The 12,973-nt window shown below is 54.5% G+C and carries 10 protein-coding genes; 4 read left to right on the plus strand and 6 right to left on the minus strand.

All coding sequences use genetic code 11. The annotated features are described in order from the left end of the window. Nucleotides 1-28 precede the first annotated feature (28 nt). On the minus strand, nucleotides 29-2,293 hold the full coding sequence (gene parC, locus DFK18_RS06805) for a DNA topoisomerase IV subunit A (protein ID WP_114417471.1): 2,265 nt from the start codon (nucleotides 2,291-2,293) through the stop codon (nucleotides 29-31). Between the two features lie 191 nt (nucleotides 2,294-2,484). On the opposite strand from parC, the gene DFK18_RS06810 reads away from it, so the two are divergent. Beyond that, nucleotides 2,485-3,324, plus strand: coding sequence for a nuclease-related domain-containing protein (locus tag DFK18_RS06810; RefSeq protein WP_162299715.1), 840 nt, complete (start codon nucleotides 2,485-2,487; stop codon nucleotides 3,322-3,324). Nucleotides 3,325-3,445: 121 nt separating this feature from the next. Here DFK18_RS06810 and parE read toward each other — a convergent pair whose 3' ends face one another. The 5 genes from parE to yrfG form a co-directional block, all read right to left on the minus strand. Then, complete coding sequence (parE, locus tag DFK18_RS06815; protein WP_114417473.1) at nucleotides 3,446-5,347, minus strand: DNA topoisomerase IV subunit B; 1,902 nt, start codon at nucleotides 5,345-5,347, stop codon at nucleotides 3,446-3,448. Between the two features lie 170 nt (nucleotides 5,348-5,517). Further along, nucleotides 5,518-7,080 carry a phosphoenolpyruvate carboxykinase gene (locus DFK18_RS06820; RefSeq protein ID WP_114417474.1) on the minus strand — a complete coding sequence of 521 codons (1,563 nt, stop codon included), beginning with the start codon at nucleotides 7,078-7,080 and terminating at the stop codon, nucleotides 5,518-5,520. Nucleotides 7,081-7,397: 317 nt separating this feature from the next. Further along, entirely contained in the window at nucleotides 7,398-8,309 is a 912-nt protein-coding gene (hslO, locus tag DFK18_RS06825; RefSeq protein ID WP_114417475.1) for an Hsp33 family molecular chaperone HslO, read from the minus strand. Beyond that, nucleotides 8,306-8,716 carry an RNA-binding S4 domain-containing protein gene (locus tag DFK18_RS06830; protein ID WP_114417476.1) on the minus strand — a complete coding sequence of 137 codons (411 nt, stop codon included), beginning with the start codon at nucleotides 8,714-8,716 and terminating at the stop codon, nucleotides 8,306-8,308. The genes hslO and DFK18_RS06830 overlap by 4 nt, the downstream gene beginning before the upstream one ends. Further along, a complete protein-coding gene (gene yrfG / locus DFK18_RS06835; RefSeq protein ID WP_114417477.1) occupies nucleotides 8,713-9,393 on the minus strand; it encodes a GMP/IMP nucleotidase in 681 nt (226 codons plus the stop codon). The genes DFK18_RS06830 and yrfG overlap by 4 nt, the downstream gene beginning before the upstream one ends. Nucleotides 9,394-9,509: 116 nt before the next feature. Here yrfG and nudE point away from each other — a divergent pair, with 116 nt between their 5' ends. The 3 genes from nudE (at nucleotide 9,510) to DFK18_RS06850 (ending at nucleotide 12,913) form a co-directional block, all read left to right on the plus strand. Continuing rightward, a complete protein-coding gene (nudE, locus tag DFK18_RS06840) occupies nucleotides 9,510-10,094 on the plus strand; it encodes an ADP compounds hydrolase NudE (protein WP_114417478.1) in 585 nt (194 codons plus the stop codon). A gap of 166 nt (nucleotides 10,095-10,260) precedes the next feature. Next, a complete protein-coding gene (gene lon, locus DFK18_RS06845; RefSeq protein ID WP_114417479.1) occupies nucleotides 10,261-12,633 on the plus strand; it encodes an endopeptidase La in 2,373 nt (790 codons plus the stop codon). Nucleotides 12,634-12,709: 76 nt separating this feature from the next. Continuing rightward, complete coding sequence (locus DFK18_RS06850) at nucleotides 12,710-12,913, plus strand: YgaP family membrane protein (RefSeq protein ID WP_114417480.1); 204 nt, start codon at nucleotides 12,710-12,712, stop codon at nucleotides 12,911-12,913. Nucleotides 12,914-12,973 lie beyond the last annotated feature (60 nt).

The raw sequence follows: 12,973 nt of genomic DNA on the forward strand, positions 1-12,973 counted from the left end.
ATGGATGCAGGCAGGGACGCTCTCACCCTTATTCTTCAACTTCCAGGCGGTCGACCTTCTGAAAGCCACGCGGCAGCTTGTTGCCCCGACGTCCGCGTTCGCCCAGGTAGTGCTCCAGATCAGCCGGTTTGAGCTTGAGCTTGCGCTGACCGGCCAGAACTCTGAGGGTGGCTCCTTCGGGTAGCAGGGCTAGAGCGATCACTCTTTCCTCGCGATTGGCTGCCCGGCGGGCCGGGATATCCAGAATCTTGTTGCCTTTACCCTTGCTCAGCTGTGGCAGCTCGGTCACGGGGTAAACCAGCAGGCGACCCTCGTTGGAAAGCGCAGCCAGATAGAGGTTTTGGCCTTCTTCACAGCCTGGCAGTTTTTGCGGCGGCAGAACTTCCGTGCCCTTGGGCGGATTAATCAGCGCCTTGCCCGCTTTGTTTTTGCTGGCCATATCACCCAGGGTGGTGATAAAGCCGTAACCGGCATCCGAGGCCACCAGCACCTGTTCTTCTTCCTGACCGATCAGCAGCCCCCGGAATTCGGCACCGGCTGGCGGGTTCAGTCGGCTGGTCAAGGGTTCACCCTGGCCTCTGGCCGAGGGCAGGCTGTGAGCGGGTAAACTATAGCTGCGGCCGGAATCATCCAGCAAAATGGCCTGCTGGTTGGTCTTGCCTTCGGCCGCCAGGAAGAAGCTATCACCACTTTTATAGTTGAGGCCCTCGGGGTTGATATCATGCCCCTTGGCCGCGCGAATCCAGCCTTTTTGTGAAAGCACGACCGTCACCGGATCAGCACCAACCAGTTCGGTCTCCGAGAAGGCGCGGGCTTCCTGGATACTTTCCACGAGTGCCGAGCGGCGATCATCGCCAAAGTCTTCGGCATCCTTTTCCAGTTCGTCCTTGAGTAGCTGGCGCAGTTGGCTGTCACTACCCAGCAGTTGAGTCAATTTCTTGCGTTCTTTTTCCAGCTCGTTTTCTTCCCCGCGGATTTTTTCTTCTTCCAGACGGGCCAGATTACGCAGCTTCAGATCGAGGATGGCATCGGCCTGGCGATCCGACAGTCCGAAGGCGCGGATGAGTTCCTGCTTGGGGTGATCTTCTTCGCGGATAATGCGGATGACTTCATCGATATTAAGGTAGGCAATCAAAAGGCCGGCCAGCAGATGCAGGCGATCTTCCACCTTCTTGAGACGGTTTTGCAGACGCTTGACCACGGTGCTGCGGCGAAAACTTAGCCATTCGCCCAGGAGGGTGTTTAGTGGTTTAACCTGGGGGCGGCCATCCAGACCGATGACATTGAAGTTGGCGCGCTGGTTTTTTTCCAGATCCGTGGTGGCAAACAGATGGGCCATCAGCGCATCCATATCCACGCGTTTGGAACGGGGCACCAGGACCAGGCGAACAGCGTTTTCATGGTCGGATTCATCGCGCAGGTCCGCTAGCAGGGGCAGCTTTTTGGCCTGCATCTGGGCAGCGATCTGTTCGAGTATCTTGCTGGGTGATACCTGATAAGGCAGGGCCTGAATAATGATTTCACCGTCTTCGACTGTCCAGGTGGCGCGGCTTTTAATCGAGCCTCGGCCGCTGGTATAGATTTTTTCCAGTTCTTCTTTCGGGGTGATGATTTGTGCCCCGGTGGGGAAATCCGGCCCCTTCACGAACTGCATCAGCTGGGGCACAGTGGCTTCGGGATTTTCCAGCAGATGCACACAGGCTGCGGCTACCTCGCGAGCATTATGCGGCGGAATGTCCGTGGCCATACCCACGGCAATACCACTGCCACCATTGAGTAGCAGATGGGGCAGGCGAGCGGGAAGTACTTCCGGCTCCAGCATGGTGCCGTCAAAATTGGGAACCCAATCAACGGTGCCTTGGCCCAGCTCCTTGAGCAGGAGTTCGGAAAAGCGTGCCAGGCGCGATTCGGTATAACGCATGGCAGCAAAGGATTTAGGGTCATCCGGGCTACCCCAGTTACCCTGGCCATCCACCAGTGGATAGCGGTAACTGAAATCCTGGGCCATGAGCACCATGGCTTCGTAACAGGCCGAGTCGCCGTGAGGGTGGAATTTACCCAGAACATCACCGACAGTACGCGCTGATTTCTTGTATTTGGCCGTGGCATTCAGGCCCAGCTCACTCATGGCATAGATGATGCGCCGCTGAACCGGCTTCATGCCATCCCCGATATGAGGCAGGGCACGATCCAGAATCACGTACATGGAATAATCGAGATAGGCCTTTTCGGTGTACTGGCTCAGGCTCTGGCGTTCAAAATTATCATCCACAAATTCGTTATAGCTGCTCATCGGGCTGGCCTTTTATTTTGAGGTCACGGCTGATCTTGAAAAAAACCTGCATAGCTTACTGGATAAATCCTCATTATTCACCAGCCAACTTTGTTTCCTTGTGTAGACAAGGCTATCCCCCCCATCAGGCAGCCGCTATAATCAGCTTTAGCCTAATGACTGAGCTTCCCCGAGTGTCAGGGAGACATGCGATGATTTTGAAAGATTATATCCACCGTCCCGATGCCGACCCCAAGTCGGAAGAGACTTGTGCCGATGCGGCAACCCGTCTTCGTAATGCTTTTAAAAGCAATGAAGATGTTGTCGTATTAAATGATATTCGTGTGCCCTATGACGAAGGTCGGACGGTCAATGTCGATCATGTCGTTCTGCATAGCTATGGCATGACGCTGATCAACAGTCGGGCTATTCATGGCAAGATCGAAATCAACTACCGTGGGGAATGGAGTCGCAGTATTCGGGGCCGGGAAGTGGCCATGCAGAACCCCATTGAGATGTTCAAATATGTCAGTCGCAACCTGCGCCAGATGATGACTGAGAACATCGATCAACTCTTGACGCGCTCCAAGGGAAGCCAGAAAACCTTTGAGAACATGCCCATAGATACCCTGTTTATTCAGGCCCCCAAGAGCGCTATCGTGGGAACGGGCATTAACAATTCCAGCATTATTTTTGCCGAAGCCCTGACCCAGAGCATCAACCGGACCTTCAGTGCTTACAAGAAGCGCGAATTCCAGATGTACGGTGGTCTGGACACCTTCAAAATCTCGCGCTCGGATATGTACGCCATTGCCGATTTCTTAATGGGCAATGATATTGATCGCAGCAGCTATCCGGACAGCAATGAAAGCGGTGAGACCACCCGTACCGAGCAAGCCCCCCAGGGTAAACGCGGTATTATCAAGGCGCATTCCACCCTGCCCGTGAAAATCATTAAAGGGCGCAATATCAAGCCGGGCAAGAAAAAGCGTCATGAAGAAGCAGGTCATGAAGCTGAAGAAGAAAAGCAGGATAGTCTTTCTTCTCACTAAAAGATGCCTTTACTAAAAAAGCCGATCCCAGGATCGGCTTTTTTATTGCTTGGCTGAAAGGGCTGGCTAAGCGGTTGTGCTTAAACACCCCAGCCCTGCTGCGTGTGAAATGACCCCGGAATCAATTTACTTCCGCAAGATTACCCTTGGATTCCAGCCAGCTTTTACGATCAGAAGAGCGTTTTTTGGCCAGGAGCATATCCAGCAGTTCGCTGACTTGATCGCCTTCCTCGCGATAGAGCTGCACCAGGCGGCGGGTCTCCGGAGCCATGGTGGTTTCACGCAGCTGCTGAGGGTTCATTTCACCCAGACCCTTGAAGCGTTGGGTATTGATCTTGGCCTTGCGACCACTGAGGCGGTCCAGCACCGCTTCTTTTTCCCCTTCATCCAGGGCATAGAAGACTTCCTTGCCACAGTCGATGCGATACAGCGGGGGCATGGCAACAAAGACATGGCCCTGGTCAACCAGCGCCGGGAAATGACGCAGGAAGAGCGCGCAGAGCAGGGTGGCGATGTGCAGGCCATCCGAGTCAGCATCAGCCAGAATACAGATCTTGTTGTATCTCAGGCCCTTGAGATCATCGGAGCCGGGGTCAATGCCCAGCGCCACGGCAATGTCGTGAACCTCCTGGGAGGCGAGGATCTGCGAGGAGTCCACTTCCCAGGTATTCAGGATTTTACCTCGCAGCGGCATGATGGCCTGATAGGTTCGGTCTCGGGCCTGTTTGGCCGAGCCGCCTGCCGAATCCCCTTCCACCAGAAAGAGTTCACTGCGGGCGATATCCGTGCCGGTACAGTCGGCCAGTTTGCCGGGCAGGGCCGGTCCCTGGGTGACTTTTTTACGTACTACTTTCTTGGCCGCACGCAGGCGTCTATTGGCACGGCTGAGTACCAGTTCGGCCAGACGCTCGGCATCCAGGGTGTGCTGGTTAAGCCACAGAGAAAAGGCATCCTTGATCACGCCACTGATAAAAGCAGCGCTCTGGCGTGATGACAGGCGTTCCTTGGTTTGACCGGCAAACTGGGGGTCCTGCATCTTTAGAGAGAGTACAAAAGCACAGTCCTGCCAGAGATCTTCCGGAGCCAGACGCACTCCGCGTGGCAGCAGGTTGCGGTACTCGCAGAATTCTTTCAGGGCATCCAGCAGGCCGGAGCGCAGGCCGTTAACATGAGTGCCGCCCTGGGGGGTGGGAATCAGGTTAACGTAGCTTTCCTGGATGAGTTCACCGCCTTCGGGCAACCAGAAGATGGCCCAGTCTACGGCCTCATGCTGGGCACTGAACTCACCGCTGAAGGGTTGTTCGGGCAGGGTTTCCCAATCCTTGCAGCTTAGCGTCAGGTAATCCCTGAGACCGTCTTCAAAATACCATTCGTCTTCACTGACCAGGCCGGTTTCGGCATCCTTTTCCTGCTCGTTGATAAAGCGGATTTTCAGGCCCGGACAGAGTACGGCCTTGGCCCGTAGCAGGTGCCTGAGACGGCCCAGGGCATAGCGCGGGCTATCAAAATAGCTTTCATCGATCCAGTAACGCAGACAGGTGCCGGTATTCTTTTTGCCACAACTGCCAATGATCTCCAGTTCCGAGGCCTTTTCGCCATCGGCAAAGGTGATGCGTTGCACCTGCCCCTGACGCCAGACGGTGACTTCCAGCTTGTGGGACAGGGCATTGACGACCGAGACACCCACGCCGTGTAGACCGCCGGAAAATTCATAGTTCTTGTTGGAAAACTTGCCCCCGGCATGCAGGCGGGTGAGGATGAGTTCCACACCGGAAACACCGTATTCAGGGTGAGGGTCCGTGGGCATGCCGCGGCCGTTATCCTGCACGCTAAGACTGTTATCTTCATGCAGGGTAACGGTAATCTCGCTGGCGTGACCGGCCAGGGCCTCGTCCACACTGTTATCGATGACTTCCTGAGCCAAGTGGTTGGGACGAGAGGTGTCGGTGTACATGCCCGGGCGTTTACGCACGGGATCAAGGCCGGTTAAAACTTCAATGGCACTGGCGTTGTATTGGCTCATCTGACTTATCCTGATTACACCGAGGCTAGTGGAAAGCGCACTAGTTTGCCCTGAAGCAGGGGCGGGTGTCGAGTGACTACTGTGTTTTTATTCAAGGTTTTTGTAGTAGACAGGCATAAAAAAGCCTGCAGACCTCAAGAGGTTGCAGGCTTATTCTTCACGCAGGCGAATTATTCGCTCAGCGTTGGGCCTGCCTGGATGATGGCCTCGTCCACACCGGAGAATTTACGGAAATTCTCGATAAAGCTGGAAGCCAGCTCTTTGGCCTGACGATCATAGGCATCTTTATCTTCCCAGGTTTCTCTGGGGTTCAGCAGGCTGGCATCAACACCGGGAACGTGCGTAGGAATCTGCAGGTTCAGGGTGCGCAGGGTTTCAGTTTCGCTATCAGCCAGGGCACCGTTTTGTACCGCATTAACGATGGCACGGGTTGTAGGAATGCTGAAGCGGTTACCGCCCTGGCCGTAGGCACCACCGGTCCAGCCGGTGTTAACCAGGTAAACCTTGGAATCAAAGGCTTCGATACGTTTGATCAGCAGATCGGCATACTCACGCGCAGGACGCGGGAAGAAAGGCGCACCGAAACAGGTCGAGAAGGTGGCTTCCAGACCGGAAGTGGAGCCCATTTCTGTAGAGCCCACCTTGGCGGTGTAACCGGACAGGAAGTGATAGGCAGCCGCTTCCTTGGACAGAATAGAAACGGGAGGCAGAACACCGCTCATGTCACAAGTCAGGAAGATAATGGCATTGGGTTCACCTGCGCGGTTTTCCATAACGCGTTTTTCCACGTGCTCCAGCGGGTAGGCTGCGCGGGAGTTCTGGGTCAGGCTGTCATCGGCATAATCCGGCTCGCGCAGCTCGTCCAGTACCACGTTTTCCAGTACGGAACCAAAACGAATGGCATCCCAGATGATGGGTTCGTTCTTTTGTGACAGGTCGATACACTTGGCGTAGCAGCCGCCTTCGATGTTGAAGACAGTGCCCACACCCCAACCGTGCTCGTCATCACCAATCAGGTAGCGGGATGGATCGGCGGACAGGGTGGTTTTGCCCGTACCGGACAGACCAAAGAAGAGGGTGGTTTCGCCGTCTTCGCCAACATTGGCCGAGCAGTGCATGGGCAGTACATCGGCATCCGGCAGCAGGAAGTTCTGCACGGAGAACATGGCTTTTTTCATTTCCCCGGCATAACGCATACCGGCGATCAGAACGCGACGCTCGGCAAAGTTGATGATGACACAGCCATCGGAGTTGGTGCCGTCGCGGGAAGGATCACACTCAAAATCAGGTGCATTGAGAATGGTCCACTCTTCCTTGGCGGAAGGGTTGAAGCTGTCAGGGCGGATAAACAGGGTGCGACCAAACAGATTGTGCCAGGCAGTACCTGTGGTGACACGTACAGGCAGGTAGTGTTCGGGATCGGAACCAACATGAAGTTCGGAAACAAAGTGATCGCTTTCTTTCAGGAAGCTATCAACACGATCCCAGAGCGCGGAGAACTTTTCGGCACTGAAAGGACGGTTAATGGCGCCCCATTCAATTTGTGTGGAAGTGGAAGGCTCATCGACAATAAAACGATCCAACGGTGAGCGCCCGGTGCGTTGACCAGTATTGACAACCAAGGCTCCGTTGTTGGCAAGGTGGCCTTCGCCACGTTGAATGGCAAGTTCGATCAGTTGGGCATTGCTTAGGTTGGTATGAGTTTTCACAGCGCTCTCGTTAATGTTGGTCATTAGTCAAGGGTGGCCTTTTTATCTTAGTCGCCCGAAAAAAGAGGGCGCTATTATGTCAAAAAAACCTTTCAGGGCGAAGACTTGCGCTCAGTCAAAAAGTGACCAAAAGCCAGTGTAGGCCCATTACATAAATAAAATCGTTTAAAAACAGTTGGTTGCAGCCTATAAATAATAATTATTCCACTTCTGGTCAGAAAGTGTTCAATAGTGACTACAGAGTGTTTTTAGCGAGGTTTTTTCAGGCCTGCCTGCACAACTGTTTTTTTGGCGTTCCAGCTCTTGGAAAAGGCTGCCCCTGTCAGGGCAGCCAGGTTTTGTTAGTGCAGTTGGTGGCCATCCGGCAGGTTTTTGGCACCGGGTTGCCCGAAGATTTCCGACAAGTCTTCTTTGCCAAAAGTGTAGCGGGTATTGCAGAAATGGCACTGAGTTTCCACCTTGCCTTCTTCCTCAAGGATTTCCTGCAGTTGCTCTTCACCCAGGCTGGCTAGGGCTTCACCGGTGCGTTCACGCGAACAGGTACAGCCAAAAGCCAAGGGGTGGGCCGGGAAAAGCCGCAGGGTTTCCTCATGGTAGAGGCGGTGCAGAAGCTCTTCAGCAGGCAGCTCCAGGAGTTCTTCTGCCTTCACGGTTGCTGCCAGTTGGGTAATGCGATTCCAGGCATCCGGGTCCTGATTATTGTGATCATCCGGGAGCTGTTGAATCAGTAAACCGGCTGCCTGTTGCTGATCAGCCTCCAGCCAGATATGGGTGGGCAGTTGTTCGGAGTTGGCAAAATAGCTTTCCAGGCAGTTGGAGAGCCGATCGGAATCCAACGCCACTATGCCCTGATAGCGTTTGCCTTGGGCCGGATCTAGGGTGATCACCAGTTGACCTTCGCCCATAAGCGCTTGCAAGCCCTCTGCTTGCGGCTCGCCTTCATAACGGGCAATGGCCCGCAACTGATCGCCACCCTGGCGGCCGGTATTGCATTCGGCCATCATCAGAGTAACCGGCCCCTTGCCGCGTACTTCCAGGCTCAGGGTGCCTTCCAGCTTAACGGTGGCTGTCAGTAGTGCAGCGGCGGCCAGCAGTTGACCCAGTTGGGTTTCCACAGCCTGGGGATAATCATGCCGATCCAACACTTCCTGGAAGGTGCTTTGCAGGTGCACGAGTTCGCCGCGCACGGCGGTCTGGTCAAACAGAAAGCGTTGTACCTGATCCTGGGTCGGGGCCTTGTCTTGAGTAGTCATTCAATATCCTGCCGTTTAAAGCGCTGAAGTTGTCTGCGAGATTTCTTGTCCGGACGCTGTTGAGGCGCCAGGGTGGCAGCGCCGGCCAGGCGACGCTTTTCCGCTTCCGCTGCTCTTTTGTCCTGACTGGCCTGGGTTTCCTGGTAGAGTTTCTGGGCTTCACTGGCCGGGCCGCGCTGATTCGATAACGCCAGGACTTCAATCTCCTTGCGATCCCAGCCCTGAGCAATTTTCAGGCGGGCACCCACTTCGACCAGACGGCTGACTTTGGGGCGTTGGCCGTCATATTCAACCTTGCCGTTTTCAATGGCGGTTTTGGCCAGGTTGCGGGTTTTGAAAAAACGGGCCGCCCAGAGCCATTTATCCAGACGGACCTCCTGTGAAGATGCAGCGCTTTTCTTGTTCATGATGCCGGTGATAAGGGTGGTTTGTTAACAGGTTGCAGTTCGGCAAAGCGGGTTACTGCCGGAAATTCGGTCATCTGGCGAATCGGGGTTTGGCTATCCGGCTGGGTGATGGTAATCAATTCGGCAATGCCGTAGCGCTTGGCCGAGGCGAGCACCTCTTCATTGTCGTCGATTAACAGGGTGCGGGCCGGATCAAAGGGTTCGATTTTCATCAAGGCTTCCCAGTAGCCCTGCTCTTCCTTGGGGATGCCGACATCTGCCGAGCTGACGATGGCATCCAGGTAGTCATCCAGACCGGTGAGGCCGAGCTTCAATTCCAGGCTTTTACGGTCGGCATTGGTGGCCAGTATCACCCGTGGATGAGCTTCCTGTAACCAGGTGAGAAAATCCACGGCATCAGCTCGAAAACCAATCAGATGCTGGATTTCATGTTTTAAAGCAACAATGTCCACACCCAGGCGGTCAGTCCAGTAATCCAGGCTGTACCAGTTGAGCTGTCCCTTTTCGGCCAGGATTTTGGGAACCAGATCAGCCTTTACAGCTTCCGGGTCCAGCTTATGCAGTTCGGCATAGCGACGCGGCAGATGCTCCAGCCAGAAGTGGCTGTCAAAGTGCAAATCCAGCAGGGTGCCATCCATGTCCAGCAAAACTGTGTCGATGCAACTCCAATTGATCATGCTCGGCCTTGTGGGTCGGTGGGATAGGGTTGATAATTAACTGGATTGTAGCTGAAGTTGAGTTCGACCAGAACCCATATCACCTTTTGATCGATAACAACCGAGGAGTGGCTCCCATGCCGGTTCGACCCAGTATTCTGCAGCGGAAAATCGTGGCGCAAAGCCGCCTCTTCAAGGTGGAAGAGATGCACCTGGAATTTGCCAATGGGGTTCAGCGCCATTATGAGCGGCTGGTCAGCCAGGGGCTCGGGGCTGTCATGGTGGTTGCCCTCACTGATCAGGGGGAAGTAGTCCTGATCCAGGAATATGCCGGGGGTATGCATGACTATGTTCTGGCTTTACCCAAAGGGTTGGTGGAAGCCGGTGAGGATCTGTTGGTGGCCGCCAATCGCGAGCTGATGGAAGAAACCGGCTATGGTGCCCGCCAACTGGAACCCCTGACACAACTGTCTCTGGCTCCCAATTACATGGGCCACAAAATGCAGGTGGTCCTGGCCAGGGATCTCTACCCTTGCAAGCTGGAAGGCGACGAACCGGAACCCCTGGAAGTCAAACTGCATCCGCTGGATCAGCTGGGTGAGCTGCTGGGCCGGGATGATTTTCATGAAGGGCGTTCGATTGCGGCGCTTTATATCGCCCAGGAAAGGCTTAAGCAAGATGATTCCTGGCAAGGCCAGGGCAACTGGCAGGAACTGAGTTAAGCGCTGTTTAACAACCAGGCCGGTAAACTTTTAGGATTACCGGCACTTTTGACGGCGTTTGGGTCTCCATAGGCAGGGCGTAGGCTTAGGTCATGACTTGAAATTCAGCGCGAGGAGCCGCATCAAGGGAATCATAAGTTAACTCCTTGTGACTAGAGGCCAGTGCATGACTGAAGAACAGGATTCCCAAGTGCACGCAGGAGAGTTGGTACTGTCGAATGAGTACCTGCCCGAGCGTATCTACCTTCTGCCTATACATAATCGCCCGTTTTTTCCGGCTCAGATTCAACCCCTGGTGATTCCCCGCAAGCGTTGGGAATCCACCCTGGAGCGCGTAGGAGATACCCCGCATCAAGTCGCCGGTGTCATCTATGTGGGCGAAACGCCGCCGGAGAAACTCGATCTGGATGCCCTCCCCAAGGTGGGCACCGCAGTAAAGACCCACCGTGTGGAAACCGAGGACAACCGCATCCAGTTTATTGCCCAGGGTCTTAAGCGTTTTCGTATCGACCGCTGGATTTCCCGCAAGCCGCCCTATCTGGTGGAAGTCAGCTATCCTCGCGAACAGGAAGATACCAGTGATGAGGCGCGTGCCTATGCGCTCTCCCTGATCAATGCCATCAAGGAGTTGCTGCCACTGAACCCTCTTTATGGCGAGGAACTCAAGCATTACCTCAATCGCTTCAGCCCCAACGAACCAGGTCCCCTGGCTGATTTTGCCGCAGCTATTACCTCGGCCAAGGGCCAGGAGCTGCAAAAAGTATTGGAAACCCTGCCACTTTTGCCCCGGATGCAGAAGGTGCTGCCTCTGCTGCGCAAGGAAGTGGAAGTCGCTCGCCTGCAGGATGAAATCAGCGAAGAGGTAAACCAGAAGATTCAGGATCGCCAGCGTGAATTTTTCCTGCGTGAGCAGCTCAAGGTGATTCAGCGCGAGCTAGGGATCAGCAAGGATGACAAGACTGCCGAAGTGGATGAATTCAAGGAGCGTCTGGAAGACAAGGTGGTACCCGAGGATGCCCGCAAGCGCATTGATGAAGAACTGCAAAAATTCGCGGTACTGGAATCCGGTTCCCCTGAATATGCCGTGACCCGTAACTACCTGGATTGGATCACCAGCCTGCCCTGGGGCATCCGCTCGGATGACAACCTGGATTTGCAGCATGCCCGTCAGGTGCTGGGTCGTGATCATGATGGCCTGGAAGATGTCAAAGACCGCATTATCGAATTCCTGGCCGAAGGGCATTTCAAAGGGGATGTCGGCGGCTCCATCGTCCTGCTGGTCGGCCCGCCCGGTGTGGGCAAGACCTCCATTGGTCGCTCCATTGCCGAAGCCCTGGATCGTAAGTTTTACCGCTTCTCGGTCGGGGGCATGCGTGATGAGGCTGAAATCAAGGGGCATCGACGTACCTATATTGGAGCACTGCCCGGCAAGCTGATTCAGGCTTTGAAAGAAGCGGAAACCGAAAACCCGGTTATCCTGCTGGATGAAATCGACAAGCTGGGAGCCAGCTACCAGGGTGATCCGGCCTCGGCACTGCTGGAAGTACTGGACCCTGAGCAGAATGTTAATTTCCTGGATCACTACCTGGATGTGCGGGTGGATCTATCCAAGGTGCTGTTTCTGTGCACTGCCAACCAGCTGGATACCATCCCCGGCCCCTTAATGGACCGGATGGAGGTGATTCGCCTGGCCGGTTATATCACTGAAGAAAAAGTCGCGATTGCCAAGCATCACCTCTGGCCACGCTTGCTCAAGCGTGCCGGTCTGAAGAAAAAGCAATTGAACATCACTGATGCTGCCCTGCGTCAGATCATTGAAGGCTATGCCCGTGAAGCCGGGGTACGCAAGCTGGAAAAAATGCTCCACCGGATTCTGCGCAAGGCTGCGGTTGAACTGCTGGAAAAAGACGAGGTGGATTCGATTCGTGTCGGGGTGAAAAACCTTGAAGACTATCTCTCCACGCCTGCTTTCCGTAGTGACCAGTTGATGAAAGGCGTGGGGGTGGTTACCGGACTGGCCTGGACAGCCATGGGCGGGGCGACTCTGTCGGTGGAGGCGACCCAGGTGCATCAGCTCAACCGGGGTTACAAGCTGACGGGCAAGCTGGGCGATGTGATGAAGGAGTCAGCAGAAATCGCTTACAGCTATGTGCAGGGTAATCTGAAAACCTTTGGGGCTAACCCCAAGTTTTTCGACAAGTCTTTTGTCCACCTGCATGTGCCCGAAGGGGCTACGCCCAAGGATGGTCCCTCTGCCGGGGTCACCATGGCCACAGCCCTGATGTCACTGGCGTTAAATAAAAAGCCAGCCAAGGTAGCCATGACAGGGGAATTGAGTCTGACCGGTCAGGTGCTGCCCGTGGGTGGAATTCGCGAAAAAGTGATTGCTGCCCGGCGTTCTTCCATCCGTGAACTGGTGTTGCCTGAAGCCAATCGCCAGGATTACGAAGAGCTGCCGGACTATCTGCAGGAGGGGATGAAGGTTCACTTTGCCAAGCATTTCAAAGAGGTGGCCGAGGTTGCCCTGAAAACCCGCTAAAGGCTTGCAAAGCATTGAAGGTAGAGTATACTAATTAAGATAATACTTAATTAAGTGATTGCTTTTGGAGAAAGAGATGAACGTTGATCGCGCTCTACTGATGTTTGCAGGCATCATGATTCTAGTCAGCCTGGCCCTGACCCATTACGTGCATCCAGGCTTTGTCTGGTTTACCGTTTTCATTGCGGCCAACATGATGCAAGCCAGTATTACCGGCTTCTGCCCGGCGGTAATGATCTTTAAAAAGCTGGGGATACAGACGGGTTGTGCTTTTAAGTAAACCTGTCTGGAGACTGCTAATTAACCCGCCTGCTGGCGGGTTTTTTTATGCCTATATTAG

The sequence above is a fragment of the Marinospirillum perlucidum genome (genome assembly GCF_003336805.1).
Taxonomy (GTDB): Bacteria; Pseudomonadota; Gammaproteobacteria; order Pseudomonadales; family Halomonadaceae; genus Marinospirillum; species Marinospirillum perlucidum.